This window comes from Hymenobacter jeongseonensis (assembly GCF_015694725.1).
Classification (GTDB): Bacteria; Bacteroidota; Bacteroidia; order Cytophagales; family Hymenobacteraceae; genus Hymenobacter; species Hymenobacter jeongseonensis.
This window is the reverse complement of sequence record NZ_JADQDQ010000002.1, coordinates 741,983-768,059: the sequence shown is the minus strand read 5'-3', so window position 1 is coordinate 768,059 and position 26,077 is coordinate 741,983. Positions and strand designations below refer to the sequence as shown.

General features: G+C 58.2%; 29 protein-coding genes. 5 read left to right on the top strand and 24 right to left on the bottom strand.

The window, feature by feature from the left end:
• Nucleotides 1-12: 12 nt before the first annotated feature.
• The gene (locus I2I05_RS06820; protein WP_196281463.1) at nt 13-456 is read right to left on the bottom strand and encodes a T9SS type A sorting domain-containing protein; all 444 of its coding nucleotides are present in this window, start codon (nt 454-456) and stop codon (nt 13-15) included.
• Between the two features lie 152 nt (nt 457-608).
• On the opposite strand from I2I05_RS06820, the gene aspS reads away from it, so the two are divergent.
• From aspS to I2I05_RS06805, 3 genes are all read left to right on the top strand, one after another.
• Entirely contained in the window at nt 609-2,372 is a 1,764-nt protein-coding gene (gene aspS, locus I2I05_RS06815; protein ID WP_196281462.1) for an aspartate--tRNA ligase, read from the top strand.
• Between the two features lie 3 nt (nt 2,373-2,375).
• Nucleotides 2,376-2,837 (top strand): hypothetical protein, encoded by a 462-nt coding sequence (locus I2I05_RS06810; protein WP_196281461.1) that lies wholly within the window; start codon nt 2,376-2,378, stop codon nt 2,835-2,837.
• A gap of 563 nt (nt 2,838-3,400) precedes the next feature.
• On the top strand, nt 3,401-3,589 hold the full coding sequence (locus I2I05_RS06805) for a hypothetical protein (RefSeq protein WP_196281460.1): 189 nt from the start codon (nt 3,401-3,403) through the stop codon (nt 3,587-3,589).
• Between the two features lie 135 nt (nt 3,590-3,724).
• On the opposite strand, the gene I2I05_RS06800 is transcribed toward I2I05_RS06805, so the two are convergent.
• From I2I05_RS06800 to I2I05_RS06755, 10 genes are all read right to left on the bottom strand, one after another.
• The gene (locus I2I05_RS06800; protein ID WP_196281459.1) at nt 3,725-4,234 is read right to left on the bottom strand and encodes an NADH-quinone oxidoreductase subunit J family protein; all 510 of its coding nucleotides are present in this window, start codon (nt 4,232-4,234) and stop codon (nt 3,725-3,727) included.
• Between the two features lie 139 nt (nt 4,235-4,373).
• Nucleotides 4,374-4,952, bottom strand: a complete 579-nt coding sequence (locus I2I05_RS06795) for a NuoI/complex I 23 kDa subunit family protein (protein ID WP_196281458.1) — start codon at nt 4,950-4,952, stop codon at nt 4,374-4,376.
• A gap of 6 nt (nt 4,953-4,958) precedes the next feature.
• On the bottom strand, nt 4,959-6,053 hold the full coding sequence (gene nuoH, locus I2I05_RS06790) for an NADH-quinone oxidoreductase subunit NuoH (RefSeq protein WP_196281457.1): 1,095 nt from the start codon (nt 6,051-6,053) through the stop codon (nt 4,959-4,961).
• A 133-nt stretch (nt 6,054-6,186) separates the two neighbouring features.
• Nucleotides 6,187-7,203, bottom strand: coding sequence for a 2Fe-2S iron-sulfur cluster-binding protein (locus I2I05_RS06785; RefSeq protein WP_196281456.1), 1,017 nt, complete (start codon nt 7,201-7,203; stop codon nt 6,187-6,189).
• Between the two features lie 123 nt (nt 7,204-7,326).
• Entirely contained in the window at nt 7,327-8,667 is a 1,341-nt protein-coding gene (gene nuoF, locus I2I05_RS06780) for an NADH-quinone oxidoreductase subunit NuoF (RefSeq protein ID WP_196281455.1), read from the bottom strand.
• Between the two features lie 30 nt (nt 8,668-8,697).
• A complete protein-coding gene (locus I2I05_RS06775; RefSeq protein ID WP_196281454.1) occupies nt 8,698-9,273 on the bottom strand; it encodes an NADH-quinone oxidoreductase subunit NuoE family protein in 576 nt (191 codons plus the stop codon).
• Between the two features lie 15 nt (nt 9,274-9,288).
• Nucleotides 9,289-10,476 (bottom strand): NADH dehydrogenase (quinone) subunit D, encoded by a 1,188-nt coding sequence (gene nuoD, locus I2I05_RS06770; RefSeq protein ID WP_230688207.1) that lies wholly within the window; start codon nt 10,474-10,476, stop codon nt 9,289-9,291.
• A gap of 93 nt (nt 10,477-10,569) precedes the next feature.
• Nucleotides 10,570-11,130: an NADH-quinone oxidoreductase subunit C gene (locus I2I05_RS06765; protein WP_196281452.1), complete on the bottom strand. Its 561-nt coding sequence runs from the start codon at nt 11,128-11,130 to the stop codon at nt 10,570-10,572.
• 71 nt (nt 11,131-11,201) lie between these two features.
• A complete protein-coding gene (locus tag I2I05_RS06760; protein ID WP_092674994.1) occupies nt 11,202-11,756 on the bottom strand; it encodes an NADH-quinone oxidoreductase subunit B in 555 nt (184 codons plus the stop codon).
• A gap of 75 nt (nt 11,757-11,831) precedes the next feature.
• Nucleotides 11,832-12,224 (bottom strand): NADH-quinone oxidoreductase subunit A, encoded by a 393-nt coding sequence (locus I2I05_RS06755; protein WP_196281516.1) that lies wholly within the window; start codon nt 12,222-12,224, stop codon nt 11,832-11,834.
• Between the two features lie 352 nt (nt 12,225-12,576).
• Here I2I05_RS06755 and I2I05_RS06750 point away from each other — a divergent pair, with 352 nt between their 5' ends.
• Both I2I05_RS06750 and I2I05_RS06745 read left to right on the top strand, forming a co-directional pair.
• The gene (locus I2I05_RS06750; RefSeq protein WP_196281451.1) at nt 12,577-14,127 is read left to right on the top strand and encodes a sensor histidine kinase; all 1,551 of its coding nucleotides are present in this window, start codon (nt 12,577-12,579) and stop codon (nt 14,125-14,127) included.
• Entirely contained in the window at nt 14,108-14,512 is a 405-nt protein-coding gene (locus I2I05_RS06745) for a response regulator (RefSeq protein ID WP_196281450.1), read from the top strand. The genes I2I05_RS06750 and I2I05_RS06745 overlap by 20 nt, the downstream gene beginning before the upstream one ends.
• 108 nt (nt 14,513-14,620) lie before the next feature.
• Here the strand turns inward: I2I05_RS06745 and pruA are convergent, their stop codons facing one another.
• The 13 genes from pruA to I2I05_RS06680 form a co-directional block, all read right to left on the bottom strand.
• Nucleotides 14,621-16,285 carry an L-glutamate gamma-semialdehyde dehydrogenase gene (gene pruA, locus I2I05_RS06740; RefSeq protein WP_196281449.1) on the bottom strand — a complete coding sequence of 555 codons (1,665 nt, stop codon included), beginning with the start codon at nt 16,283-16,285 and terminating at the stop codon, nt 14,621-14,623.
• Between the two features lie 441 nt (nt 16,286-16,726).
• Nucleotides 16,727-17,275 carry a nucleoside/nucleotide kinase family protein gene (locus tag I2I05_RS06735; RefSeq protein WP_196281448.1) on the bottom strand — a complete coding sequence of 183 codons (549 nt, stop codon included), beginning with the start codon at nt 17,273-17,275 and terminating at the stop codon, nt 16,727-16,729.
• Between the two features lie 134 nt (nt 17,276-17,409).
• The gene (locus I2I05_RS06730) at nt 17,410-18,102 is read right to left on the bottom strand and encodes a YjjG family noncanonical pyrimidine nucleotidase (protein ID WP_196281447.1); all 693 of its coding nucleotides are present in this window, start codon (nt 18,100-18,102) and stop codon (nt 17,410-17,412) included.
• Between the two features lie 149 nt (nt 18,103-18,251).
• Nucleotides 18,252-19,187, bottom strand: a complete 936-nt coding sequence (locus I2I05_RS06725) for a geranylgeranylglycerol-phosphate geranylgeranyltransferase (protein WP_196281446.1) — start codon at nt 19,185-19,187, stop codon at nt 18,252-18,254.
• 120 nt (nt 19,188-19,307) lie between these two features.
• Nucleotides 19,308-19,502 (bottom strand): cold-shock protein, encoded by a 195-nt coding sequence (locus tag I2I05_RS06720; RefSeq protein WP_068188929.1) that lies wholly within the window; start codon nt 19,500-19,502, stop codon nt 19,308-19,310.
• Nucleotides 19,503-19,644: 142 nt separating this feature from the next.
• Nucleotides 19,645-19,881 (bottom strand): Fe-S cluster assembly protein IscX, encoded by a 237-nt coding sequence (iscX, locus tag I2I05_RS06715; RefSeq protein WP_196281445.1) that lies wholly within the window; start codon nt 19,879-19,881, stop codon nt 19,645-19,647.
• Nucleotides 19,882-19,891: 10 nt separating this feature from the next.
• Nucleotides 19,892-20,227, bottom strand: a complete 336-nt coding sequence (locus I2I05_RS06710; protein WP_230688184.1) for a 2Fe-2S iron-sulfur cluster-binding protein — start codon at nt 20,225-20,227, stop codon at nt 19,892-19,894.
• A gap of 70 nt (nt 20,228-20,297) precedes the next feature.
• A complete protein-coding gene (locus tag I2I05_RS06705) occupies nt 20,298-21,092 on the bottom strand; it encodes a Rossmann-like and DUF2520 domain-containing protein (protein WP_196281444.1) in 795 nt (264 codons plus the stop codon).
• Nucleotides 21,093-21,195: 103 nt separating this feature from the next.
• Complete coding sequence (gene ccsA / locus I2I05_RS06700; protein ID WP_196281443.1) at nt 21,196-23,796, bottom strand: cytochrome c biogenesis protein CcsA; 2,601 nt, start codon at nt 23,794-23,796, stop codon at nt 21,196-21,198.
• 6 nt (nt 23,797-23,802) lie between these two features.
• Nucleotides 23,803-24,228, bottom strand: coding sequence for a cytochrome c maturation protein CcmE domain-containing protein (locus I2I05_RS06695; protein ID WP_196281442.1), 426 nt, complete (start codon nt 24,226-24,228; stop codon nt 23,803-23,805).
• A gap of 92 nt (nt 24,229-24,320) precedes the next feature.
• Entirely contained in the window at nt 24,321-24,554 is a 234-nt protein-coding gene (locus I2I05_RS06690; protein ID WP_196281441.1) for a CcmD family protein, read from the bottom strand.
• A complete protein-coding gene (ccsA, locus tag I2I05_RS06685; RefSeq protein WP_196281440.1) occupies nt 24,544-25,299 on the bottom strand; it encodes a cytochrome c biogenesis protein CcsA in 756 nt (251 codons plus the stop codon). Before ccsA (I2I05_RS06685) ends, I2I05_RS06690 begins: the two co-directional genes overlap by 11 nt.
• A gap of 30 nt (nt 25,300-25,329) precedes the next feature.
• The gene (locus I2I05_RS06680; protein ID WP_196281439.1) at nt 25,330-26,061 is read right to left on the bottom strand and encodes a heme exporter protein CcmB; all 732 of its coding nucleotides are present in this window, start codon (nt 26,059-26,061) and stop codon (nt 25,330-25,332) included.
• Between the last annotated feature and the right edge of the window lie 16 nt (nt 26,062-26,077).

The following is a 26,077-nucleotide window of genomic DNA, read 5'->3' as shown; positions in this document are numbered from 1 at the left end:
AGAGCGGGAAAACTAGCGCCGCCGCACGGTGGGGTATTTAATCCGCACTTTTTTCCAGTACACGTAATTGCCGGTTTTAGCTTCTACCAGATAAGTGCCGGCCGGAATCCGACCCAGGTCCACCGGGGCGCCGGTGTTGGTAACGGGGTCGAGGTCGGTTTGGTAAATGACCTTGTTCTTATAATCAGTCATCACCAGCGTACCGGGCTTGGTAAACTGCTGGGTGAAGCTCAGCAAAATGCTGGTTGACTGCGGCTTAGGGTACACGTCGATGCCCGACAGCGTTTCGATGCGCTTGATGGGGCCATCGAGCGTGACGGCATCAGCCGAGCCTTTGGATTTGACGACGGTGCCGGACTCGTCGGCCTTGCTTTTGGTTTTGATTTTGGTTTGCGCCTGGGCAGCGCCGGCAAACAGCAGCGCGGCTGCGAGTGCGAAGGAGGGGAGGAATTTCATGAACTGGGAAAGGCTTGAGAAAACAAATGAACGCACTTGCCACCCGCCTTTGCATATCCCGTACCAAAAATGCTGGTTCGCTCCGTTGCGGGTTTAATTGGTGAATTGCCTTCTTGGAATGAGGGGCTAACTTTGCCCAAAACCCCATTGCCATGCTCCGTACCCACACCTGCGGCGAACTCCGCCCCGAACACATTGGTCAAACCGTCACGCTTTGCGGCTGGGTGCAGCGCACCCGCGACAAAGGCGCCATTCTTTGGATTGACCTGCGCGACCGGTACGGCCTCACCCAAATTGCCCTGGAAGAAGGCGTGGAAGCCGAAAACGTGCGCGAAACCGCCCGCCATCTCGGCCGCGAATTCGTGCTCAGCGTGACCGGCACCGTAGCCGAGCGTTACTCCAAAAACGATAAAATCCCCACCGGGGCCATCGAAATCCGGCCCGAGACGCTGGAAATCCTCAACCCCGCCAAGCTACCGCCCTTCCTCATCGAAGACGAAACTGACGGCGGTGACGACCTGCGGATGAAGTACCGCTACCTCGACCTGCGCCGCACCCCCGTGCGCAACAACCTCATGCTGCGCCACAAAATGGCCCAGGCCGTGCGCCGCTACTTGGATGGCCAGGAGTTCATCGAAGTCGAAACGCCGGTGCTCATCAAGTCCACGCCCGAAGGCGCGCGCGACTTCGTGGTGCCCTCGCGCATGAACCCCGGTGAGTTTTACGCTCTGCCGCAGTCGCCCCAAACGTTCAAGCAGCTGCTCATGGTGTCGGGTTTCGACCGCTATTTTCAGATTGTGAAGTGCTTCCGCGACGAGGACCTGCGCGCCGACCGCCAGCCCGAATTCACGCAGATTGACTGCGAAATGGCCTTCGTGACCCAGGAAGACATCCTGAACACCTTCGAAGGCCTTACCCGCTACCTCTTCAAGGAAATTAAAGGCCTGGATTTTCCCACCGTGCCCCGCATGACCTACGCCGACGCCATGCGCCGCTTCGGCAACGACAAGCCGGACACGCGATTCGCCATGGAATTCGTGGAGCTGAACGACGTGGTAAAAGGCCAGGGTTTCCCCGTGTTTGACAACGCCGGCCTGGTGGTGGGCATCAACGCTTCCACCTGCGCTCACTTCACCCGCAAGCAGCTCGACGAGTTGACCGATTTTGTGAAGCGCCCCCAAATCGGTGCTACCGGCCTCATTTATGCTCGCGTCGAAGCCGGCGGCGTGGTGAAGTCGTCGGTAGATAAGTTCTATTCGCAGGAAGAATTGCAGCGCTGGAAAGCCGCTTTCCACGCCAACGACGGCGACCTGCTGCTCATCATCGCCGGCGAGCCCAACAAGGCCCGCAAAGCCCTGAGCGAGTTGCGCCTCGAAATGGGCCAGCGCCTCGGCCTGCGCAATAAAGAAGACTTCTCGCCCCTCTGGGTGGTCGATTTTCCCCTGCTCGAATACAGCGAAGAGGAAAACCGCTACTTCGCCATGCACCACCCCTTCACCTCGCCCAAGCCCGAAGACCTGGCCCTGCTCAACTCGCCCGATACCATCGGCCAGGTGCGCGCCAACGCCTACGACCTCGTGATAAACGGTGTGGAAGTGGGCGGCGGCTCCATCCGCATTCACGACCGCGCCGTGCAGGCCCGCATGTTCGGCCTGCTCGGCTTCACCCCAGAAGAAGCCCAGGCCCAGTTCGGCTTTCTGCTCGACGCGTTCGAGTACGGCGCGCCCCCCCACGGCGGCATCGCCTTTGGTTTCGACCGCCTCTGCAGCCTCTTCGGCGGCGCTGATTCCATCCGTGACTTCATCGCCTTCCCCAAAAACAACTCGGGCCGCGATGTAATGATTGATTCGCCCTCGCCGATTTCCGGTGCGCAGCTCAAGGAACTGAGCATCGCCACGGCGGTAGTGGCAAAGTAGCCAATGAAGAAAAAGCCTCGTTTTAGTAAAAAGCAGATTGCTTATGAATACGAAATTGGCTATTCGCAAAGTGCGATTCTATTCAATTTCGTGTTCGGATTACCGCTGTCATTTGGGAGCTTGGTTTTAGCCTTCTGGTGGCAGGCATGGGTCTTTCTGTTTATTTCGGCGGCCGGTTTTTTTATGCTTTGGCGGGCTGTAAAAATGCTCCTTGACCAAAGCCCACAACTTAAAATCGGCTATCAGGGAATTTGGACTGTGAAAACAGGCCATTTACCTTGGACACGGGTGATGGCGGTAATGAAGCAAAGCATCGGATTTCGGGGTGGTGTGACAGAGCATCTGGCAATTGTTAATCGATTCAATCCGTACATTGATATTGAACAAATCTGGATTGACGAGTTGGATGTCGATATTCGTTCGCTTCGCGTGTATTTGAAAAAATGCGCCTCAGGCCAGACGTGAAAAGTATAGAAACAGAAGCGGCGACTGATATTTCAGTCGCCGCTTTTTTATTTCCTCTAATTCATGACGGATAGCTTAGATTGCTAATAGCTCAGGGTGCTTATTACAAAAAAAATGGTCCAGACAATCCATAAAATCGGTGTTTCCTGCCTAATGGGATGTCTTGTGGAATATGATATCAAGCGCATAATACCAAGCGCGATAAGTGGAAGAATTAAGTAGGTAACGGCTCGGCCAATGAGTGCGCTTGCAAGCGAGAATGCATTATTTCCTCCTGGGATGGAAGGATGAAAAACTAATTGGGTTACAATATTAATGGCTATGGATAGCCAAAACATGATAAAAAGGGTTGATTTTATTGGTCTTGTCATATAGCTCACGCAGTTGCAGACATGCGACAGGCGAATGTCTGCAACATCGAATATTGGTACCGCGAAACGAACCGTTTACCGGGCAATCAGTGCCCTTGAACGAACAGTAGCCTCATTTGACCGCAGTTGAAAATCCGACTGTGTCCGTGCCGAGTAGGTTTGAATGAATTAAGCATTTCAACACTCGCATATATGTCTAAGCTGTACATCTTCGCCGCCGTTTTCCTGTTCTGGACCGCCCTTGCCGTTTCCCTCATGCAAGTGCAACTGACGGCTTCGTCGATGCTTAAGCTGCGAGTGCCAACCTACCGTTCTGTGCCCGTGCGCGCCACGGTTATCGCCCAAATCAATACGCCAAATACCGCCGCTTCCTATAATTAATTATGTCGCCGTCGGTAGAGACGAGACTATTTATTCAATAATTACCGATTTCATCACGCTTCAGGAATTGCAGACCAAAACAAAGAGCCGCACCCATTGGGTGCGGCTCTTTGTTTTGGTCTGCAGTAGCAGTAATTAGAAGTTCCGCTCGCCCGTTTCGCGCTTGCCCAGCATTACGGAGCCAACCATTGCCGCTAGCAGCAGAATAGAAGCCAACTCAAATGGTAGCGCATACTGCTGAAACAGCACCAAGCCCAAGCGGTCGACCATGCCGATTTGCGAATCAAAGCTGGTGGGGTCGTAGCCAACGGGATTCACGTTGCGCATTGCGGCCACCAGTATCAGCAGCAGGGAGCCACCGGCGATGGCGGCTGCAAACTTGGCCAGGGCCGGCTTGTGTGGCTCAGTTTCTTCGTTCAAATTCAGGAACATAATCACGAATAGGAACAGTACCATGATGGCTCCGGCATACACGATGATGTTCACGGCCGCCAGAAACTGCGCATTCAGCAGCAAGTAATGGCCCGAAAGCGTGAAGAACGTGAGGATGAGAAACAGGACGCTGTGAACCGGATTTTTGGCCAGTACCACACCCAGCGCACTCAACAGGGCCACGAACGAGAGAAAGAGAAAGAGAGGAGACATTAGAACTAATAAAGAACGTTAGAGAAGAACGTCATGCTGAGCTTGTCGAAGCATCTCTACCGCTTCGTTGTATCGATTGAATTAGTCACCCGGTAGAGATGCTTCGGCTACGCTCAGCATGACGACCTAGTGACAGCCGTTACGCCAACTGCGAGCGCAGCTTATCGGCCTGCTCGGGGGTGAGCTGGATGCCACGCTTCGAGCGGTTGTCCGGCGTAACGGGCTCCACCAGCCGGTCTTTGCCGTAGATGAACTCGTCGCGCTCGAAGCGCGGTGGGGCCATTTTGTCGGCTTGCAGGTACACGGCGGCTTTCGGGCAGGCTTCTTCGCACAGGCCACAGAAGATGCAGCGCAACATGTTGATTTCGTAACTGACGGCATACTTTTCCTCGCGGTAGAGGTTTTCCTCGCCCTTTTTGCGTTCGCCGGCCACCATGGTAATGGCTTCGGCGGGGCAGGCCACGGCGCAGAGGCCGCAGGCGGTGCAGCGCTCCCGGCCGGCTTCGTCGCGCTTGAGCACGTGCAGGCCACGGAAAACGGGGGAGAAAGGGCGCGTCTCTTCGGGGTAGCGAATGGTGACTTGCTTCTTGGTCGCAGCCCGAAAAAAGTGCTGCATCGTAATCGACAAGCCCTGGAAAATAGCCGGCAGGTAAGCCCGCTCGGCCAGGGTCATTGGCTTTTTGGTCAGAACTTTGGCGCGTTTGCTTAAGGATTCCATGAGTCGTTATTTAATTACGCCGAACGTAATCAGGCCGCCCGTCAGCATGATGTTGAAGATGGCCAGGGGGATGAGAATGGTCCAGCCCAGGCGCATCAGCTGGTCGTAGCGGAAGCGCGGCAAGGTCCAGCGCACCCACATGAAGAAGAAGATGAAGCTGAAGATTTTGGCAAACAAACCCACCAAACCAAGAATGGTGATGATGTTCTGAGCCGTCACCAACTCCAAGCCCTGCGACGACACCAGCCAATTGCGCAGCTCAGCCTGGAAGGGAAAGTTGAAACCGCCGAAATACAGCACGCTCATCACGGCCGAGGCTACAAACACGTTGATGTACTCGGCAAAAAGGTATAGGCCCATTTTCATGGAGCTGTACTCGGTGTGGTAGCCGCCAATCAGTTCGGTTTCGCACTCGGGCAAGTCGAAGGGTGTCCGATTGGTTTCGGCAAAAGCACACACGATGAAGATGATAAAGCCCAGTGGCTGCTTCATCACGTTCCAGTTGAAGATATCCTGCCACACAAAAGGGGCGTCTGAAACTTGCTGGAAGGTGATTTCGCGTAGCGACAGCGTACCCGACATCATCAACACGGCAATCAGGGCGAGGCCCATGGCGATTTCGTAGCTGATGTTTTGCGAAGCAGCGCGGATTGCGCCGAGCAGCGAGAACTTGTTGTTCGAAGCCCAGCCGCCAATCATGATGCCGTACACGCCCAGCGACACCATGCCGAACACATAAAGCATCCCGACGTTGATTTCAATGCCTTGCAGGTGAATAGCAGTCTCGCCGAACTGCAGCACGTTGCCAAACGGAATTACGGCCGATGACATCAGCGCCGTGACCATCGCCAGACAAGGGCCGAAGACGAACAGCGCCCGGTTAGCGCCGGCAGGGAAGAATTCTTCCTTGGTGAAGAGCTTCACAGCATCAGCCAGTGGCTGCAGCAGGCCGAAAGGGCCGGCGCGGTCCGGGCCCACCCGGTCCTGCAGAAACGCGGCGATAACGCGCTCGGCGTAAGTGGAATACGTGGCAATCAGCAGGGAAACGCCGAAAACTACCAGAACGACGAGGCCTTGCCAGGCTAGGGGTGGAAAATCCATGTGTTATAATCGTTTGTCATGCTGAGCGCAGCCGAAGCATCTCGCTTGCATAACTAATTCAATCGATTGGTTTACTACCACACGCGAGATGCTTCGGCTGCGCTCAGCATGACGTGCTTTTGGTTGTTCTGTTCTATCCATTGATGCCGCCCAAGCGCAGGGGCGGGTTGCGTTCCAGTTCGCGGGTGGTGCTTTCTGGCAGATCCAGAATTACCTGCGGGTTCACCACTGGCAATTCGTAATGGTTCTGCGAAATAACTGAGGCGCGGTTGATATGCGCCGGGCCCTCGAGCACCCAATCCGAGGTTTCCTTTTTGTCGAAACGGCAGGTGTTGCAAATCCACTCTTTTACTTCGCCGTACTGGTCTTTGCGGGCCGTCACGCGGAGCACGTCCTTGCCTTTGTACCAGAGGGTTACTTTGCCGCAGCACTTCTCGTTTTCGCACTCGCGGTGGGCATTCACGGGTTTCGTGAACCACACGCGTTGCTTGAAGCGGAAGGTTTTATCGGTCAGCGCGCCCACCGGGCACACGTCGATGACGTTGCCGCTGAACTCGTTATCGATGATGTTTTCGATGTAGGTGCCGATTTCCGAGGCATCGCCGCGGCCCAACACACCGTGCACGCGCTCGGGGGTGAGCTGGTCGGCGGTGTACACGCAACGGTAGCACAAGATGCAGCGCGTCATGTGCAGCTGGATGAGCGGGCCGATGTCGATTTTCTCGAAAGTGCGGCGCTCTTCCTCGTACCGGGTAGTGCTCACGCCGTGCTCGAAGGCGAAGTCCTGCAGGTCGCACTCGCCGGCCTGGTCGCACACCGGGCAGTCGAGTGGGTGGTTGATGAGCAGCATCTCCACGATGCCCTTGCGCACATCCATAACCTGCTGCGAAGTTGTGTTTTCCACCACCATGCCGTCTTGCACCGTGGTGATGCACGATGCCACCAGCTTGGGCATGGGGCGCGGGTCTTTGGCCGAGCCGGCCGCCACGCGCACCAGGCAGGCGCGGCATTTGCCGCCCGTGCCCTTCAGCGGGGTGTAGTAGCACATGGCGGGCGGCACGATGCCGCCGCCAATCTGGCGGGCCGCGTTCAGGATGGTTGTTCCATCCGGAACTTCCACCTCAATGCCGTCGAACGTTATTTTAGCCATTGGTCTATCAGATTATAATTCTGTCGGTCATGCAGAGCGCAGCGAAGCATTGCGCTCGGGGTAGTAATTCTTTTTCAACGAAGCGGGCGAGATGCTTCGCTGCGCTCTGCATGACGGTCTTTTTTAAGCGAGTACCGCCGCGCCGCGATAAACTGCGCCAGGAGCCGTGGCCTCTTTCGGATGCTTCACGTGCCATTCAAACTCGTCGCGGAAGTGGCGCACGGCCGCAGCCACCGGCCACGCCGCCGCTTCGCCCAGCGGGCAAATGGTATTGCCTTCAATCTGTTTGGCTACGCTCACGAGTAGGTCGATGTCGTGCATGGCGCCGTGGCCGTGCTCCAGGCGGTGGAGTACCTTTTCCATCCAGCCAGTGCCTTCGCGGCAGGGCGAGCACTGCCCGCACGACTCGTGATGGTAAAAGCGGCTGAAGTTCCAGGTATTCTTTACAATACACGTGGTTTCGTCCATCGCAATGAAACCGCCGGAGCCCAACATGGTGCCCGTCACGAAGCCACCGTCGCTCAACGACTCATAAGTCATCAGACGATTTTCGCCGGCAGCAGTTTTCAGAATCAATTCCTTGGGCAGAATCGGCACGGACGAACCGCCGGCCACTACGGCCTTCAGGTCGCGGCCTTTCCAGATGCCGCCGCAGTACTCATCAGAGTAGATGAATTCCTCAACAGGCAGGCCCAATTCGATTTCGTAGATGCCCGGCTTGTTCAAATGGCCACAGGCCGAGATGAGCTTGGTGCCGGTGCTTTTGCCGATGCCGATTTTGGCGTACTCGTCGCCGCCCTCGTTCACAATAACCGGCACGGCCGCAATGGTTTCCACGTTATTCACTACCGTGGGGCGGGCGTATAGGCCCTGTACAGCCGGGAATGGCGGTTTGTTGCGCGGGTTACCGCGTTTGCCTTCCAGGGATTCCAGCAAGGCAGTTTCTTCGCCGCAGATGTAAGCGCCGGCACCGGGGTGCACGTGCAAATCGAGCGAGTAGCCCGAACCGAGGATGTTCTCGCCCAGGAAACCGGCCGCGTAAGCTTCGGCAATGGCCTTTTCCAGAATGCGCAGCACGTACAACAACTCGCCGCGGATGTAGATGTAGCTGGTGCGCGCGCCCAAAGCGTAGCTGCCCGTAATCATGCCCTCAATGAGCAGGTGGGGCAATTTCGACATCAGCTGACGGTCCTTGAAGGTACCCGGCTCCGATTCGTCGGCGTTGCAGACGAGGTAGCGCGGCACGCCTTCCGGCTTGGCCAGGAAGCTCCACTTCATGCCGGCGGGGAAACCCGCGCCGCCACGGCCGCGCAGGCCCGACTTCTTTACTTCCTCCACCACTTCGTCCGGCGTCATGGTTTTGAGCGCCTTTTCCACGGAGCGGTAGCCGCCGTGCTTGCGGTATACGTCGAAGGTTTCGATGCCTTCAACGTTGATATGTTCAGTTAATAGCTTGCGGCCCATAAGATTAAGCGTTGTGCTGATGGCCAGCCTTTAGTTGTTTTTCAGGGAGTTGGGCAGGCTGCTGTTCTCTTCCCACGATAGGATGGGCCGATGAATCTGCCCGCGCAGCTCGTTGAGCATGGCATCCACCGCTTCGGGCGTGTCGAGCTGCTCGTAGTACTTCTCGCGTACCTGCACGATGGGGGCGAAGCCGCAGGCGGCTAGGCACTCTACTTCTTTCAGGGTGAAATTGCCGTCGGGCGAAGTGCCGCCCACTTTGGCGCCGGTGATGCGCTCCAAGTTGGCGGTCAATTCATCGGAGCCGCGCAGCATGCAGGGACCGGTGCGGCAGATTTCCAGCACGTGCTTGCCCACCGGCTTGAGGTTGTACATGGTGTAGAACGACGACACCTCGTACACTTCAATCGGCTTGATGCTCAGCGTTTCGGCTACCAGGTCCTGCACTTCAGGGCTCACCCAGCCACCGAACTCGGCTTGGGCAATGTGCAGAATCGGCAGTAGGGCAGACTTGCTTTTGTCGGCCGGGTAGTGCGACAGCAGGCGCTTGATTTCCGCCTGAGCGGCGGGAGAAAATTGCGGTTTGGTGGGCGCGGTGGTCGGCTCCATAATCTGTAGCAAAAACTAGGCGTCCAGCTCGCCGGCTATGACGTTCATGGACGAGAGAATGACAATGGCGTCGGAGAGCGTAGTGCCCACGGCCATTTCGGGATAAGCCTGGTAATAGATGAAGCAGGGCCGGCGGAAGTGCAGGCGGTAAGGCGTGCGGCCACCATCCGAAATCAGGTAGAAGCCCAACTCGCCGTTGCCGCCTTCCACCGCGTGGTACACCTCGCCAACGGGGGCGTCGATTTCGCCCATCACGATTTTGAAGTGGTAAATCAGCGCCTCCATGTTCTTGTACACTTCCGGCTTGGTGGGCAGGTAGTAGTGCGGCGCGTCGGCGTGGTAGGGGCCGTCAGGCAACTTATCTACGGCTTGATTGATGATGCGCAGGCTCTGCCATATTTCCTCGTTGCGCACAATGAAACGGTCGTAAGTATCGCCGTTGGTGCCCACCGGAATGTCGAACTCGAAGTCCTCATAGGAGGAGTAAGGGTTCATGGCGCGCACATCGTAGTCGACGCCGGCGGCCCGCAGGTTGGGGCCGGTGAAGCCGTAGTTCAACGCTTTTTCCGCCGAAATCGGGCCCACGTTCACCACGCGGTCCATGAAAATGCGGTTGCGGTTGAACATGGCCTCAAACTCCTTCATCACGGCCGGGAAGCTTTTCAGCCAGGCGCGGAGCTTGTCGAGGGCAGCGGGGGAGAGGTCGCGCTCCATGCCGCCCACGCGGCCCATGTTGGTGGTGAGGCGGGCGCCGCACACCTCCTCGTATATTTCGTAAATCTTCTCGCGCTCCTGGAACACGTAGAGGAAACCGGTGAAAGCACCCGTGTCCACGCCCAGAATCGAGTTGCAGATAAGGTGGTCGGCAATGCGGGCCAACTCCATCATAATCACGCGGATGTATTGTGCCCGCTTAGGCACGGTCACGCCGAGTAGCTTCTCCACCGTCATGTGCCAGCCCAGGTTGTTGATGGGCGACGAACAGTAGTTCATCCGGTCGGTCAGCGTCGTAATTTGGTAGAAAGGCCGGCGCTCGGCAATCTTCTCAAAGGCGCGGTGGATGTAGCCGATGGTGGGCACGCCCGACACAATCCGCTCGCCATCCATTTGCAGGATGTTCTGGAAAATGCCGTGCGTGGCCGGGTGCGTCGGGCCTAGGTTCAGCGTCGTCAGCTCCTGGCTGAAATCGTTGAGCAGGGGCATAAGCTGGCCGTGGCGCTGAGCAGCGGCCTCTTCGATGATTTTGTGGGTGCCTGCCAGGGCGTCGTTTACTGCCATGATATGATTATCAGGGGCCTATCGGCCGAAAAACAGGTCGGTTTTGTCTTCGCGGGTACCGTCTTCGAGCGGGTATTCTTTCCGCATCGGGTGGTAGTCCATGTCCTCCACGTTGAGGATGCGAATGAGATTGGGGTGACCGGTGAAGATGACGCCGTAGAAGTCGAACGTCTCGCGCTCCAGCCAGTTGGCGGCGTTGTAGATGTCCGTGATGGTCGGCACCGTGGGGTCGGCCACGGGGAAGAAGATTTTCAGGCGCAGCCGGATGTTCTGCGTCAGGCTGTGCAGGTGGTAGATAACGCCCAGTTCCTTCCCCTCATTCTCGGGGTAGTTGATGCCGCACAACGTGGTCAGGAAGTGAAACTTCAACTCCTGGTCCTGCTGCAAGCCGGCAATAACTGCGTGGATGCGCTCCCGCGTGGTCGTGGCCGTGAGCAGGCCGTAAGGCTCCTCCACATCGGTAAAGGCGGCCTCGCCAAACAACTGGTGCAGCAAAGCCAGCACTCGCGCATTCTGGACCTTTATCGGGTCTTCGGCAACAGCGACTTCGGGGGCGGCGGCAGATTCCTGAGGATTCATTCGGGGTTGGTATTAGCCAGCAGTCGGAAAAAGGCGGCCTTTCTATCCGACTGCCAGCTACCTGATGCAGATTACTTAATGTTGTACGACGCCAGCAACGCCTGGTATTCAGGCGCGTTGCGACGGCGGAAGGATTCGTTCTTGGCCAGGTCCTGCACGCGCATCAGGCCGTCGAGCACCTGCTCGGGGCGGGGCGGGCAGCCGGGCACGTACACGTCGACCGGGATAATGCGGTCGATGCCTTGCAGCACCGAGTACGAGTCGAAAATGCCGCCCGAGCAGGCGCAGGCACCCATGGCCAGCACCCAGCGGGGCTCAGCCATTTGCTCGTACACCTGCTTCACAATGGGCGCCATTTTCTTGGCGATGGTACCCATTACCATGAGCAAATCGGCTTGGCGGGGCGAGAAGCTGGGCCGCTCGGAGCCGAAACGCGAGATGTCGTAGTGCGAGCCCATGGTGGCCATGAACTCGATGCCGCAGCAGGACGTGGCGAAGGGCAGGGGCCAAAGCGAGTTGGCGCGGGCAATGCCTACGACCTTTTCCAGCGAGGTGGCAAAGAAGCCAGCGCCTTCAACGCCCTCGGGGGCCTCAACCGTTTTAATTTCTGGAACGCGGGTATCCATAGAGTCGAAAAGTCAGATTGGACGGCCAAACGGCCTGATTGCGAACACCACCGGTACCGCAAAAGTTTGGGCAGATTAGGCTTCGTTCCAGCGCAGAATGCCCTTTTTGATGATGTAAGCGAAGCCCGCTAGCAGGAAAAACATGAACAGAATCATGGCAATGAAACCGTCGTTGCCCAAGGCCCGAAAATTCACAGCCCAGGGGTACATGAAGATGACTTCGACGTCAAACAACACGAATACGATGGCCGTGAGGAAGTATTTCACCGAAATCGGGGTGCGGGCGTTGCCCACCGATTCGATGCCGCATTCGAAGGAAGCGTCCTTCACGGTGCTGTTGCGCTTGGGGCCCACGAGGTGGGAAACAATCATGGCGAAGGCCACGAAAGCCAACGCCAAACCGAATTGAATGAGAATGGGGAGGTAATCGGAAGGCTGATAATTGGCAGCTGGCAGGACTAATAACATAGCAGTCAGATTAGAGCGTAGCAGCACCAACAGGCGCTGAAGGGCAAAGGTAGCGCCCACGGGTTTGGGGCGCAATGTTAAGGTTCAGGTATAACCAATAAGTGAAACCGCGCCATTCGGCTGCATCGGTTCTTTGCCGGCGTATCCTGCGCCAAGCAGACAAGAATGCGGCTGAGGTTTGATGCGGACACTGGGGCCTATTCAAGAAAACCTCAAGCTAGCGCCCACGTCTGTGGTTTAGGTTTCTTGGTCTGGCTGACGTAACATTAGTGAGAATATGTTTTCTTTTGTCAGGAAGCCGGAGGGCATGACTGCTTAGCTATGCGCAACGCCTGTAGAGAATGCCAAGCCCATGCCTCATCGCGAAAATCCAAAATATCTGACTGATAGTGCTTTGTTAGAGCGGGAACATCAGCTTTCTGTCATCTTCGACACCATTGCCGATGTGACGTTCGTGCTGAGTGTGGAGGACGACGGCCGGTACCGCTTCGTTTTTGCGAACAAAGCTTTTGAACGCACAACTGGGGTGCCGGCTGAAAAAGTAGCGGGCAGCTATGTAGACGAGGTAATTCCCGAACCGTCGCTGAGTTTGGTGCTGACGAAATACCAGCAAGCCGTTGCCACGCTGGAGCGCGTGGTGTGGGAGGAAGTGTCGGATTATCCGACCGGCCGGGTAACGGGCGAAGTGAGTGTGACGCCCGTGTGCGACGAAACCGGGCGCTGCCGCCAGTTGGTGGGCGTGGTGCACGACCTGACCAAAGAAAAGCAGGTGGAAGAAGCGTTGCGCCTGAGCAACGAGCGGTTTGCGTACGCCCTAAAAGCCACCACCGACGCCATTTACGACTGGAACATCGCCGGCGACACCATCTTTTGGGGAGAGGGATTTGAAGAGTTGTTCGGCCATCAGCTGGCCCAAAACCCGGTTCCCTTCAGCCAATGGGCCGACTACGTGCATTTGGAGGATAATTCGCGGGTGGTAGCGAGCCTGCATCGGGCGGTATTCAAAACCACCGACTCGTTTTTGGAGGAAGAATACCGGTACCAGCGGGCCGATGGCTCTTGGGCTTTTGTCGTCGACCGGGGCTACATGGTGCGGGACGCCGAGGGCCGGGCCGTGCGGATGATTGGGGCAATGCAGGACATTACGCCCCGCAAGCAGGCCGAGGAACGGCAGCGCTTGCTGACGGAAAAACTGTTTCAGCAAAACGCAGACTTGCAGCAGTTTGCTTACATCATCTCGCACAACCTGCGGGCTCCGCTGGCCAATGCCTTGGGATTTAGCGACCTGCTTTCCCGCATCGACAAGCACTCGGAGGTGTTCGACCAATCGGTGCAAAAGCTGCGCATCAGCCTCGAGCAACTCGACCAGGTGCTGGTTGACGTGAACGACATCCTGACGCTGCGGGACGAGCAGCACGACTACCGGCCCGAGCCGGTGCCTGTGGCCGCCGTGTGCCAGCAAGCCCTGCTGGAACTGGAGGGGGCGTTGCGGGCCAGTGGCGGCCAGTTCATCAGCACCATTCCCGAAACCTTGCGCCTGCCGGGCAGCAAGGCCTATTTTCATAGCATCTTCCACAATCTGATTTCGAACGCCATCAAGTACCGGTCGGATGAGCGGAGCCTGCTGATGGACGTTAGCGCGGTTGTCGGGCCTAAAGCCGATGTCGTCATTACCTGCCGGGACAATGGCTTGGGATTCGACCAGGAGAAAGTTGGCGATGAAATATTCCGGCTGTACCGACGCTTCCACGGGGGCAAAGCCGGGCGGGGCATCGGGCTATACTTGGTGAAAGCCCACATGGAGGCGATGGGCGGGCAAATTTCCGTTCGAAGCGAGGTAAACAAGGGAACCGAATTTATACTCTATTTTAGGAGCCGTGCGGATGAAAACCTACCTGATTGACGACGACAACCTCGCGATTTACCTCACCGAGCAATTGTTGCGGAGCCAAGGCTTTTCGGATTGCATCTGCACGTTCCTTTCGGCCGAGCAGGCCCTGGACACGCTGGTGACGGAGGACAAGGGCGCGCCACCGCAAGTGGTGTTTCTGGATTTGAACATGCCCGTCATGGACGGGTGGGAGTTTCTGGATGCCTTGGCCCCCTACGAGGAGCAGCTGCGCGGCAACTGCCAAATCTACATCCTCACGTCCTCACTCGCACTGACTGACCTGGAAAAATCGAAGCACTACGACCTGGTTGCGGGCTTGATTCACAAACCCCTCGACAGCGAGGAAATTCGGGCCATCCAATCAAAGCTGGAGAACGACACAAGGTCCATGAATTAGCGCCGGAGTAGGCATTGCGTTCCCTTGAAAGCAGCTTAACTTAAAATCAAAAAGCGCCGCTCCCATTGCTGAGAGCGGCGCTTTTTGATTATGATTAACAACAAGTGCTTACAAGCCCTTGTCGCGGTTCAAGTCCTCGGCTGGCTCCGAGCCCAGGAAGGGGTAGCGGTAGTCCGTGACCGGCACGAAGGTTTCCTTGATGGCACGGGGCGACACCCAGCGAATGAGGTTGAGCTGCGAGCCGGCTTTGTCGTTGGTGCCGGAGGCGCGGGCGCCGCCGAAGGGCTGCTGGCCCACCACGGCGCCGGTAGGCTTGTCGTTGATGTAGAAGTTGCCGGCGGCGTTCATCAAGCGGTTCGACGCCAAGTCGATGGCGTACCGGTCTTGGGCAAACACGGCACCGGTGAGGGCGTAGGGCGAAGTGGAGTCCACCAACTCGAGCGTCTCTTCAAACTTGTCGGCGTCGTAGACGTGCACCGTGAGTACGGGGCCGAATAGCTCCTCGCACATGGTCACGTATTTCGGGTCTTTGGCGAGGATGACGGTGGGCTCGATGAAGTAGCCTTTCGACTTGTCGTAATTGCCCCCGGCGATGATTTCGGCATTTGGGTCGGCCTTGGCGCCGTCGATGTACTTGGCCAGCTTATCGAACGACGCTTCGGTGATAACGGCGTTGATGAAGTTGCCGAAGTCTTCCACGTCGCCCATTTTGAAGGAGGCAAGGTCTTCCTTCACGTACCCGAGGATTTCCTGGGCCGTGTTGGAGGGCAAGTACACGCGCGACGCGGCCGAGCATTTCTGGCCCTGATACTCGAAGGCACCACGCGACATGGCCACGGCCACGGCCTTGGGATGCGCCGAATGGTGAGCGAGAATGAAGTCTTTGCCGCCGGTTTCGCCCACGATGCGCGGGTAGGATTTGTAGCTGGCAATGTTCTGGCCGATGGTCTTCCAGATGTTCTGGAACACGCCGGTAGAACCGGTGAAGTGGATGCCGGCAAAGTCGCGGTGCGAAAAAATGACGTCGCCAGCCGTGGGGCCGTCCACGTACACGAGGTTAATCACGCCGTCGGGCACGCCGGCTTCTTTAAATAGCTCCATCAGCACCTGGGCCGAGTAAATCTGGGTGTTGGCGGGCTTCCAGACAATAACGTTGCCCATCATGGCCGCCGACGAAGGCAGGTTGCCGGCAATGGACGTGAAGTTGAACGGCGTGAGGGCAAATACGAAGCCTTCCAGGGCGCGGTGCTCCACGCGGTTCCACATGCCGGGCAGGCTCTCGGGCTGCTGCTTGTAGATTTCCTGCATGTAGTACACGTTGAAGCGGAAGAAGTCAATCAGCTCGCAAGCGGCGTCGATTTCGGCCTGAAACGCATTCTTGCTCTGGCCCAGCATGGTGGCCGCGTTGATGCGGGCGCGGTACGGGCCGGCCAGCAAATCAGCCGCTTTCAAGAACACGGCAGCGCGGTGCTCCCAGGGCAATTCCGACCACGCGGTGCGGGCCGCCAGGGCGGCCTCAATGGCCAGTTTCACGTGGCTGGCATCGCCGGCGTGGAAGTGGCCCAGCGTGCGCTGGTGGTCGTGGGGCGGGGCAATGCGCTCCAACTTGCCCGTGCGTACTTCCTTCCCGCCGATGTACATCGGAATGTCCAGCTCCAGCTGCCGCAGGCTCTTGAGCTGCTGCTGCAATTCCAGCTTTTCTTTCGAGCCGGGCGCGTAGCCTTTGACAGGTTCGTTAATCGGGACGGGGACGTTGAAAAAGGCGTTGGCCATAAGTTTCGGGTTAGGTGTTTGCAGTAGTTTTGAGTGGGCGGGCAAAGGTAGGAAGGGAAGGCATCAGCTATAATAATGGGTGCCTTACGTGCCAGGGAGCATCGAATGATTCAGGAGATATTTTCAAGTCAAGCAGTATTGCATATAGCTGAGCCAAGTCGCTGGCGTAGTACCGTGACTCATTTAGAATTGCTAAATCCTCGTCCCCAAACTGAGCGTGGATTTTTAATAATTCGGTGTCAAATTTTGTGTCAATGACACAGTATAAATGCTGAGGATAAGTTAAATGGGGTTTTCTGTTGAGGTCATAATGAATGGATACCCATCTTCTCCACCTGCTGTCTTCACTAGTGATTTCGACTGCGATAGGCTGCTGAAGCATGTCTATTCTGTTCCAGACTTTGATAGGAATAAGCATGAGTTTATTGACTTAACGTTGGTCTATAGCCGCTTCACCAGCTCTTTCACTTGCAACTCCAAGTCTTTGAAGGAGCCGGTGTTGTAAATGGTGAAGTCGAAGTGTTGATAATCGTCCATAGCGGTTTCGCTGGGGTGGTCGTCGTCACGGGTGCCGTCGCCGCGCTGTTTCAGCGGGTCGCCTTCGATGCGAACCATCAGGCCGCCACGGGCCCGGATGGGGTCGGCTTCGTTGGCGAAGCGCACATCGGGCACCAGCACGCAGGCATCATGCGGCAGGGCAGCAAAAAAGGCATCGACCCACACCAGCGGTTCCCATATGCGCAGCGCCTGGCCTACTTGCTGCAGCATTTCGCCCCGGGTGCGATGGAATGTGGGTACCAGTTGGGCCTTGCCTTTTTGGGTATAGTAAGGCGCCACGTCTTCGCCCGTCAGGGCCGCGCAAACGGACTTAATGGAATCGCCAAACGAGCGAATTTGCCAGATGCGTACGGGCTGCAACTGTTGAAGCAGGCGCGCCACGGTGTCTTTGCCGCTGCCCCGGCGGCCCGACATGCCAATGAGATGTATCATAATGAGGTGTATACAATAAACCCGTCATGCAGCGCGCAGCGAAGCATCTCGCGTGCCACCACTAATTACTGATTGCATGCAAGATGCTTCGCTGTGCTCTGCATGACGGCCTTTCTGCATGACAGTTTTATTTCTTACAAAATATCCTTCAATTCGCTCAGGCAGCTGATTTCGTGTGTGATTTGGTTGAAGTGCCGGCGTTTATCGGGGTTGAAATACACTTGGTCGATGCCGGCGTTGTAGGCACCCAGCACGTCGCATTCCAGGTTGTCGCCTATCATCAGGCTTTCAGCGGCGGTGGCACCGGTGCGCTCCAGCGCGTGCTGAAACATGCGCGGGTCGGGCTTGAGGTGGCCGCTGTGCTCCGAGGTAATAACTTCCTCGAAATAATGCGTCAGGTTCGACGAAGCCAGCTTGATGCCCTGAATGTCGTTGAAACCGTTGGTGATGAGGTGCAGGCGGTAGTTCAGCTTCAGGTAGTCCAGCACCTCGTGGGTGTAAGGAAATACGGCGGATTTCCGGGGCAGAATATCCGTGAACTCGGCCGAAATTGTGGTCGGAATATCCGCTTCCTGCACGCCCAGCTTTGTCAAAGTGCGGGTGAAACGAATTTCGCGCAATTGCTTTTGCGAGATTTTATTGCTTTGGTACAAGCGCCACAACGCGTGGTTAACATCACTGTACACGCCGATAAATTCCTCGACCGTGAAGGTGCCGAAACGCGCAAAATCGTGGCGGTCATAAAGCGTGCGCAACGTTTCGTCGGCGTTTTTCTCAAAGTCCCACAGCGTGTGGTCAAGGTCGAAGAAGAGGTGGCGGTATTTCATTCAGTAGTTCGCAGTTAATATTTAATCCTTTAGAATGTCATGCTGAGTGCAGCCGAAGCATCTCTACCACGAGAGTAATTATTGTTGACTCAACGAATCGGCAGAAATGCTTCGACAGGCTCAGCATAACGGTCATTATTGGTAAAAAACTATCCCACGCTGCCTGCCAGCGCCATGCTGAGCACGCCCGCCAGCATGATGCCCTTGCACCAGGCACTCAGCTCCTCGAAGTGACGGCGGCGGTCGGCGCGGAGTAGCAGGCGGGCTAGCTGGGCTATGGGCAGCAGCACCAGCAGCACCAGCCACGTGCCCAGCGGCCAGTACCCGCTCACAAACAACCGGCCCGTGGCCCCCAAGGTTAGCAGGGCCAGGCAGGCCAGGAAAGTTCCGGCCACCCACTTGGTGCGGGCCACGCCTACTACCAAGGGCAGCGTGCGGCAGCCGTGCTGGGCATCGCCGCGCATGTCCTCCACGTCTTTCACAATCTCGCGCACAATGGTGAGCAGAAACGCGGCCAGGGCATAAGGCCACACCACGCTGTTGCTCTCGTTGCGCTCGAGCTGCAGCTGCAGCTCGGGCAATAGCACCAGCGCCGCTGTGAGCGTGGCAATGCTCACGTTGCCCACCAAGGCCACCCGCTTGAACCGGGCCGAGTAGCCCCACAGCAGCAGCGCCGTGCCCAGCGTCACGGCGCCCAGCACCAGATGCAGCCCGCCCGCCAGCAGCACGCCCGCGCCGCTCAGCAGCAGGTGGGCCAGCATGGCCTTGCGGCGGTTCACCACGCGGCCAATCACCAGCCGGTCGGGCCGGTTGATGGCGTCAATTTTGACGTCGTAATAGTCGTTGATGATGTAGCCGCCGGCTGCCACCAGCAGCGCCGCCAGCGCCAGCACCGCAAAACGCGGGTTGAGCAGCGCCGTGGTCAGCGGCAGCTCGGGCAGCAGCAGTCCCGCCCGTACCAGCATGAGACACAGCAGCATAATAAGCAAGTTGGGCCAGCGCACCAGCGTGGGCAAAGCCGTGCCAAGGCCTTCCACCGGGGGCGGGGGCACGGGGATGGGCAGCTTGGGCGGGAGGGACGGCATGGGGACTGGGCGAAGGGCAAAGGTCGGCTAAAGAGACGGGCTGCCGGGAGGCGGACCACAAAAAAAGCTTCTCCGAGGGGGAGAAGCTTTCTGCGGGTTGCCCCATGGTGTTGGGTTTGCTTAGACTTTGCGCACGTTGACGGCGTTGATTCCTTTGCGGCCTTCCTGTGTTTCGAATTCCACCCGGTCGTTTTGTTGCACGGTGGCCCCGTTGAGGCCGGTTACGTGCACGAAGAAGTCTTCCTTCGTTTGGTCGTCGGTCACGAAGCCGTAGCCTTTGGCTTCGTTGAAAAATTTAATGATGCCGGTTTTCATGCAAAAAAACAAAAATGGAAAGATGGGAAACTGCCCGGGTAAAGGCTGCAGGAATGCCTGAAATGGTTAATAATCCAATTCAGATGCAGCTTACGCGGGAAATCAACGGCGGGTTGGCTGCCCGTTCCCATAAGCCCGGCTGTTATTGGTTATCGCGCCACTCGTACACCCACTTGGCCTGAATTTGCTCCAGGTGGCCTTCGGTGGCCTGCTCGCGGGTGCCGTCGAAATTATTGAGGGTCAAGACCCATTCAATCAAATCGGTGAAGCGGATGCGGTAGATTTTGGCTTCGGTGAAGTCATTGCCAAACTTCTCGTAGAGGGCCATGGCAATGTCCTCGTGGTCGGCCCAGTGCATGGGCGGCTCAAAGTGGTTCATTTAGAAAGAATTAGTGGCCCAGGAAATGCTGGGGCGGAATGGTAACCACCAGCTGCATGTTGGCCTCGACCACGCACTGGCAGGCGAGGCGGGAGTTGATGCGCGGGTTTTCGGCGCGGTCAATGAAGTCCTCTTCCTTGTCGCTGATTTCAGGCAGGTCGTCGCCGCCTGAGTTGATGTAGACGTGGCAGGTGCTGCAACCGCACACGCCGCCGCAGTTGTGCTGGAGCTGAATGCCGTTGTTGAGGGCCACGTCGAGCACCGACTCGCCGGGGGCCGCCACGTGGGTTTGGGCCGGCTGGCCGTCGCTGAGTTGGAAGGTGATGGTAGTGGCGGGAACTGACAAAACGAGAAACAAAAAAACGAAAAAAGGGACGGCGTTTGCCGCCGCAAAGGTACTCTGCCCGGCCCCGGCATCAAAGTTGAGCCTGAATGCTGGCGGTGAGCTGCTCATACAGGGCCTGCCACGCCGGATGCGGGGCCAGCGCCGCCCGATGAGCGGCCAGCGCTGGAGCGTCGCGCCGCACGGCGGGACCGGTTTGCACCGCAAAAGGCGGGTTGGCCAGGGCTTTGTCCACCGTTTCGCGCACCAGCGGAGCGAGTAGGGCGGGCGGCAGGTTGGCTTCGGCCAGCAGGGTATCAGCAATGCCCAACAGGTGGTTGGTGAAATTGTTGGCAAACACCGCAGCTACGTGCAGCTGCAGGCGCTGGGCCGAGTTAAGGAGCCGCACGTGCTGGCTGAGGCTGCGAGCCAAGGTCAGAAGCCTTTCTTCGACCACTGAATCAGCGGCTTCGATGCAGAGCGGCACCGTGGGCCAATTAATGGCGCGGCCGGGGCTGAAGGTTTGCAGAGGGTAAAAAACGCCGCCGCGCACCGTGGGCTGCGCCTCAAATACGGACAGAGACAATGCGCCGGCGAGGTGCGCTACCACTGCCCCAGCGGGCCAGGTAGTACTGGCCAGCAGCGGGGCCACGGCGGCATCGGGCACAGCTAGCAGGTACACATCGGCGGCAGGAAGTGGGGCCGATAGGCTGGCCAGGGCCTGCGCGCCGGGCAGTTGCGCGGCCAAGGCTTCGGCCGCAGGGGCGGTGCGATTCCACACGAAGACTACCGTGTGCCCCGCCGCGGCCAACGCTGGGCCGAGCTGGCTGGCTACGCGGCCGGCGCCCAGGATTCCAACGCGCAGTGAATAAGCCGAGGGGTACTGCATTTAGGAGGGAATAGAGCTGAGCGCAAACCGGGCGAGGCTCCCGCACGGCGTAAAAAAGGCCGCTTCAATTATTGAAGCGGCCTTGAAAATTAATTTTAGAACGCTAGCTCACCGGCTGCGGGCGGCCAGCGTGGGCCGGGGCGGCCGCGCTGGCTGCCTCCGTGGCATCGGCCACGCTGCTCTTGCGGCCGCGCTGCCACACGCTCAGGCCAAAGCCGAACGCCATGAGCAGCGTGCCGCTCCACAGGAGGTTGATGAAGGGCTTTTCCATGGCTTTCAGGATGACGTAGTCCTTCTGCGTGGTGCTCACGGCGAAGGTGAACTTGCCGGCCGTGGGGTCGATGTTGGTGAGGCTCAGGCGCACGCCAAGGTCGTCCACCTCGTCGGGCACGCGGCCCACCAGGCGGTTGCGCACCACAAACACGGGGTGCACGTGGTACTGGCGCTTCTCGCCGTGCACAATCATGTCGGCCTGCAGGGCGAGGTCGCCTTTCTGCAGGTTGAGGCCGGCGGTTTCGTGGGCGGGCTCGATGGCGCGGAACACGGCAAAGTAGTCGTTCAGGAAAATGGTGTCGCCGACGGCCAGCACGTGGTCTTTTTCCTCGCTCCACTGCTTGTCCTTGCGCGGGTCGAGCACGGAGCTGACGTGCGAGTAGATGTCGTGGCCCCAGAACTTCTTGATGGCGGGCGAGGCCAGCAGGCCGCCTTCGCCCATCTCGTCGTTCACCTGCGCCCGGGGGTAGAGGGCAAACTGGTCACCCGTCTTCCGGTCCTTGTAATTGATGCGGTAGTAGGTGTTTTCGGGCATGATGGCGACGGTGTCGCCGGTTTTGTAGTAGGTCTTGCCACCGGCCACGATGGGCGACCGGGCCAGGGCCTTGTAGTCGTCGTCGGTGCGGAACAGGAACTGCTTGTCCACGTAGCCGGGCACGCCTGGCACGTCGAAGAACTGGCCGGTGTAGGTCAGGTCGTAGTTCTGCATGGTGGTGGTTTCGTTGCGCCACAGCAGCACGTTGTCGCGGTTCAGCGACTCATCAAATTCGCGCGAGTACAGCAGGCCCGACACGTTGCGCGAAATGATGTTGGAGTAGCCCGCCGAGGCCAGCACGCCCAGCAGCATCAGCGCGATGCCCAAGTGGGCCACGGCCCCACCCGACAGGCGTACCCCGCGCCGCAGCAAGGTGAAGATGGTGCCGAAATTGGCCAGCACGCCAAACAGGCCCGCCAGCGTGAGCACCACGTAAGCCGGCGAAATCGTGAGGCCATTGTAGCGCACCAGCAGCACCACCAGCGCCGTGCCCAGCAGCGTGAGCAGGGTAGGAGCGGTGAGGGAGTTAACCAGCGTCGTCTTGTCGTTGCGCTGCCACCACATGATTTGGGCTATGCCCGAAAGCAGCGCCACACCCACGCCCATCCACAACTGGGCTTTGGAGTAGTGGGCAATTTGGTCGGCGGGCAGGGCCACGTTGGTTTTAACCCCCAGCAAGCCCATAAAGGAATTATAAACCGGAATGCTGGTGGTGAACAGCACCTGGAACGCCCCCAGGCACAGCACCGTAGCACCTACAAACACCCACAACTCGGGGTTGTACAGCGTCAGCTCTTTCTCCGAAATTGGAATTTCCTTCCAGCGGTACACCAGCAGGGCAATGGCCAGCACCGAGAAAACCGCCATGTAAATGAACAACTGCCCCGACAGGCCCAGGTCCGTAAACGAATGCACCGAGGCATTGCCCAGCACGCCGCTCCGGGTGAGGAAAGTGGCGTACAAAATCAACACAAACGTGGCCACCACTAGCGCAAACGAGGTGCGCAAACCGGTGCGGCGCTTCTGCCACAGCACCATGCCGTGCAGCGAGGCCACCAGCACCAGCCACGGGATGTACACGGCGTTCTCAACCGGGTCCCAGTTCCAGTAACCGCCGAAGTTCAGGGTTTCGTAGGCCCAGTAGGCGCCCATTACCACGCCCACGCCCAGCACGCCGCCGCCGATGAGCGTCCAGGGCAAGGCGGGTTTCACCCAAGCCGTCAGCTCGCGTTTCCAGAGGCCGGCAATGGCGAAAGCGAAGGGCACCAGCGTGAGGGCGAAGCCCAGGAACAGCGTGGGCGGGTGAATCACCATCCAGTAATTCTGCAGCAGGGCGTTGAGGCCGGTGCCGTCTTTGGGCACGAAGTCGGGGTTCATTTTGAACACCGGCAGGTCGGTCATGAAGTCGCGCAACAGGATGAAGGGCGACGAGCCAATCTTGACGTCGCCGAGGACGATGCCGAGAATCATGCTCACCAAAAACAGCTGCACGCCGCTAAAAATGGCCATTACTGGCGCCTCCCACTTGCGGTTGAAGCGGATAATAAAGAAGCCCAGCACCACGTGCCAGAAAATCCAGAGCAGAAAGCTGCCTTCCTGGCCTTCCCAGAAACAGGAAATCATGTACTCCACCGGCAGGTGGTTGGAGCTGTGGCTCCAGGCGTAGTAATACTCGTAGCGGTGGGCCTGGATGATGTTGAACAAACACCCGATGATGGTGAGAACGGCCGCGCCGTGCACGAAAAACGCGCCGCGCGCAATGCGTAGCCAGTTGGTATCGTCGTCGCCGAGCGCCCGGCCCCGCGTGGCCTGGAAATAACTATAAGCCGCCACCAATGCCGCCGCAAACGCCACTATGACGCTCAGGTGGCCAATGTTTCCTATCAATAAATTCATGCTGTATTAATTAGCGGCCGTGGCCCCGTCCAAGTCCTTCTTCACGTACTTGCTCGGGCACTTGAGCAGGATTTTATCGGCTAGAAACACGTCGCCCTTCATCTGGCCCGTGATTACTACCTGCTCGGAAGCGTCGAAGTCCTGGGGTTTTGGTTCGAGATACACCACGCGCTGAGCCACCTGTAAGGTGTCAATTAGCGTGAAACTGAAATAGCTGGCATCCTTCATCGGGTCGTACTCCAAACCAATTGGGCGCTTCTGCCCGTCACGGGGCAGCTTGCCCACCACGTGCACTTTGGTGGTATTGCCCTCGGCCGCCCGCTGCCGAGCCTCGCCAAAGCCCACGTACACGCTGGCATCGGCCGTGGTGCTGAGAATGATAGCAGCAGCCACCGCAATAATGGCCATAACAAAAAGGTGCGACTTCTTCATATCGGGGAATAATCGGATGGGGGAATGACTCGATTCAGAATCGGGGCTATCCGTAAGTTAACAACAGCTAGCGGAGGGCATTGGGTGCCCGGCTATTTTTTTATTTGCTGCTCCAGCTTGCTCACTTTGCGGTCGAGGGAAATGAGGTAGAGGAGCAGGCCCGCCACAATAACCCCAACCACGGCCGCCACCACGTAGATTTTGCCATTGGCGCGGAGGGCGTCGGCCATTTCGGGCGCTTCGGCCGACTGCGCGAACGCCGTGGTAACCGAGAACAGCATCAACAGGAAAAAGCCAGCCAGACGCTGGAAAGAGCTAGTTTTCATCGTGTTTGAATTGCAGGAAAGCAAAGCGGCTGCTAACCTGGGTGAGCCAGAAGGCGAATAAAATCCAGCCGATGACGACCGGATAAAACAGCTTGCGCATGGTATCGTCGAGGTCGTACTGGCTGAAACCGGGGTTGCCGGTTTGGCCGGGGTGCAGCGACGGCCCGCTGAGCCGGGGCAGGATAAAGAGCAGCGGAATGACCGCCGCAAACGCGAAGATGTTGTAGATGGCCGACACGCGGGCCCGCTGCTGGTCGTCGCGGAAGGAGCCGCGCAGCACCAGGTAGGCGCCGTAAATCAGCATGGCCACGGCCGCGCCGTTCAGGCGCGGGTCGGGCGTCCACCAGGCGCCCCAGGTGAATTTGGCCCAGAGGCTGCCCGTGGCCAACCCCAGCATGCCCAGCACGATGCCGGTTTTGGCCGATTCGTGGGCCAGAATGTCGAGCCGCGCCGAGGGGTTGCGCAGGTACTGAATGGAATACCACACCGACACCAGCAGCACCATTATCATCGAAAACCACATGGGCACGTGGAAAAAGAGGTTGCGGATGCTCTCGTTCACGATGGGCAGCGGCGGCACGCTGATGAGCAGGCCAGCCGCCGAGCCGCCCACGAGCAGCACCACGGTCAGGGCCTTCCAGAGCCAGCCCGAGCTGCGCTGCTCAATCAGGCGCTGGCCGCCCCACACGCCCAGCACCGTGAAGACCAACCCCAGCACACTGCCAATAATTTTTGCACTACTCATAAAGGAAAGCTATGGGCCAGGCGCCACGGACTAGCCGCGCCACAGATAAGGAAACAACACATAAGACAGCGCCCCCACCAACATGTTTAGCGCCAAAAGCGTCAGCAGCGACTGGTGGCTCACGCTGCGGTCCAGCCCGTCCAGGGCATTCTTGCTGACTTTAATGAGCAGCAGCAACATGGGCACCATCACCGGAAATCCCAGCACAGCCATGAGCGTGGCGCCGTTGCCGCCGGCCTTGGCCGCAATGCCGGATACCAGCGTGAGCGTGGTGGCAAAGCCCACGGCGCCCAGCAGCAGATTGGCCAAAAACAACGGCGCATCTTGAATGGGATTGCCGAGAAACACCGTGTAGAGAAACAAGCCGAGCAGCGCCACCGCCACCAGCAGCAGGGCATTGTAGAGCATCTTGGCGAGGATGATGGCCTGGGGCCGTACCAGCGTGTAGTAGTAGAGTCGCTGGCCGGGACTTTCCTGCATAAAGCCCTTCGCCACGGCGTTGATGGCCGCAAACAGCAGGATGACCCACAGCAGCGCGTTCCAGGCCGGGGCCGGCGGCGTGCCGCCGCGCAGGCTAAAACTCAGAAAGCACACAAACACCGTACTGCCCACGTACAGCAGCAACCCGCCCAAGGCCGACTTCTGCCGCCATTCGAGGCGGAAGTCTTTGGCTAGCAAGGTGGTGATTTCGCGAAGTAGCGGCACGGGCACGGGTTTGGTTTCGGGCCGCAAAGATACGACCGAACCCGCCCGGAAGGGCATGAAAAAAAGAAGGTCC

Bases quoted from the DNA above. Each gene is read 5' to 3' on its own strand.
- I2I05_RS06820 (WP_196281463.1), bottom strand. From the start codon at position 456: ATGAAATTCCTCCCCTCCTTCGCACTCGCAGCCGCGCTGCTGTTTGCC.
- aspS (WP_196281462.1), top strand. From the start codon at position 609: ATGCTCCGTACCCACACCTGCGGCGAACTCCGCCCCGAACACATTGGT.
- I2I05_RS06810 (WP_196281461.1), top strand. From the start codon at position 2,376: ATGAAGAAAAAGCCTCGTTTTAGTAAAAAGCAGATTGCTTATGAATAC.
- I2I05_RS06805 (WP_196281460.1), top strand. From the start codon at position 3,401: ATGTCTAAGCTGTACATCTTCGCCGCCGTTTTCCTGTTCTGGACCGCC.
- I2I05_RS06800 (WP_196281459.1), bottom strand. From the start codon at position 4,234: ATGTCTCCTCTCTTTCTCTTTCTCTCGTTCGTGGCCCTGTTGAGTGCG.
- I2I05_RS06795 (WP_196281458.1), bottom strand. From the start codon at position 4,952: ATGGAATCCTTAAGCAAACGCGCCAAAGTTCTGACCAAAAAGCCAATG.
- nuoH (WP_196281457.1), bottom strand. From the start codon at position 6,053: ATGGATTTTCCACCCCTAGCCTGGCAAGGCCTCGTCGTTCTGGTAGTT.
- I2I05_RS06785 (WP_196281456.1), bottom strand. From the start codon at position 7,203: ATGGCTAAAATAACGTTCGACGGCATTGAGGTGGAAGTTCCGGATGGA.
- nuoF (WP_196281455.1), bottom strand. From the start codon at position 8,667: ATGGGCCGCAAGCTATTAACTGAACATATCAACGTTGAAGGCATCGAA.
- I2I05_RS06775 (WP_196281454.1), bottom strand. From the start codon at position 9,273: ATGGAGCCGACCACCGCGCCCACCAAACCGCAATTTTCTCCCGCCGCT.
- nuoD (WP_230688207.1), bottom strand. From the start codon at position 10,476: ATGCCCCTGCTCAACGATTTCAGCCAGGAGCTGACGACGCTGAACCTA.
- I2I05_RS06765 (WP_196281452.1), bottom strand. From the start codon at position 11,130: ATGAATCCTCAGGAATCTGCCGCCGCCCCCGAAGTCGCTGTTGCCGAA.
- I2I05_RS06760 (WP_092674994.1), bottom strand. From the start codon at position 11,756: ATGGATACCCGCGTTCCAGAAATTAAAACGGTTGAGGCCCCCGAGGGC.
- I2I05_RS06755 (WP_196281516.1), bottom strand. From the start codon at position 12,224: ATGTTATTAGTCCTGCCAGCTGCCAATTATCAGCCTTCCGATTACCTC.
- I2I05_RS06750 (WP_196281451.1), top strand. From the start codon at position 12,577: ATGCCTCATCGCGAAAATCCAAAATATCTGACTGATAGTGCTTTGTTA.
- I2I05_RS06745 (WP_196281450.1), top strand. From the start codon at position 14,108: ATGAAAACCTACCTGATTGACGACGACAACCTCGCGATTTACCTCACC.
- pruA (WP_196281449.1), bottom strand. From the start codon at position 16,285: ATGGCCAACGCCTTTTTCAACGTCCCCGTCCCGATTAACGAACCTGTC.
- I2I05_RS06735 (WP_196281448.1), bottom strand. From the start codon at position 17,275: ATGATACATCTCATTGGCATGTCGGGCCGCCGGGGCAGCGGCAAAGAC.
- I2I05_RS06730 (WP_196281447.1), bottom strand. From the start codon at position 18,102: ATGAAATACCGCCACCTCTTCTTCGACCTTGACCACACGCTGTGGGAC.
- I2I05_RS06725 (WP_196281446.1), bottom strand. From the start codon at position 19,187: ATGCCGTCCCTCCCGCCCAAGCTGCCCATCCCCGTGCCCCCGCCCCCG.
- I2I05_RS06720 (WP_068188929.1), bottom strand. From the start codon at position 19,502: ATGAAAACCGGCATCATTAAATTTTTCAACGAAGCCAAAGGCTACGGC.
- iscX (WP_196281445.1), bottom strand. From the start codon at position 19,881: ATGAACCACTTTGAGCCGCCCATGCACTGGGCCGACCACGAGGACATT.
- I2I05_RS06705 (WP_196281444.1), bottom strand. From the start codon at position 21,092: ATGCAGTACCCCTCGGCTTATTCACTGCGCGTTGGAATCCTGGGCGCC.
- ccsA (WP_196281443.1), bottom strand. From the start codon at position 23,796: ATGAATTTATTGATAGGAAACATTGGCCACCTGAGCGTCATAGTGGCG.
- I2I05_RS06695 (WP_196281442.1), bottom strand. From the start codon at position 24,228: ATGAAGAAGTCGCACCTTTTTGTTATGGCCATTATTGCGGTGGCTGCT.
- I2I05_RS06690 (WP_196281441.1), bottom strand. From the start codon at position 24,554: ATGAAAACTAGCTCTTTCCAGCGTCTGGCTGGCTTTTTCCTGTTGATG.
- ccsA (WP_196281440.1), bottom strand. From the start codon at position 25,299: ATGAGTAGTGCAAAAATTATTGGCAGTGTGCTGGGGTTGGTCTTCACG.
- I2I05_RS06680 (WP_196281439.1), bottom strand. From the start codon at position 26,061: ATGCCCTTCCGGGCGGGTTCGGTCGTATCTTTGCGGCCCGAAACCAAA.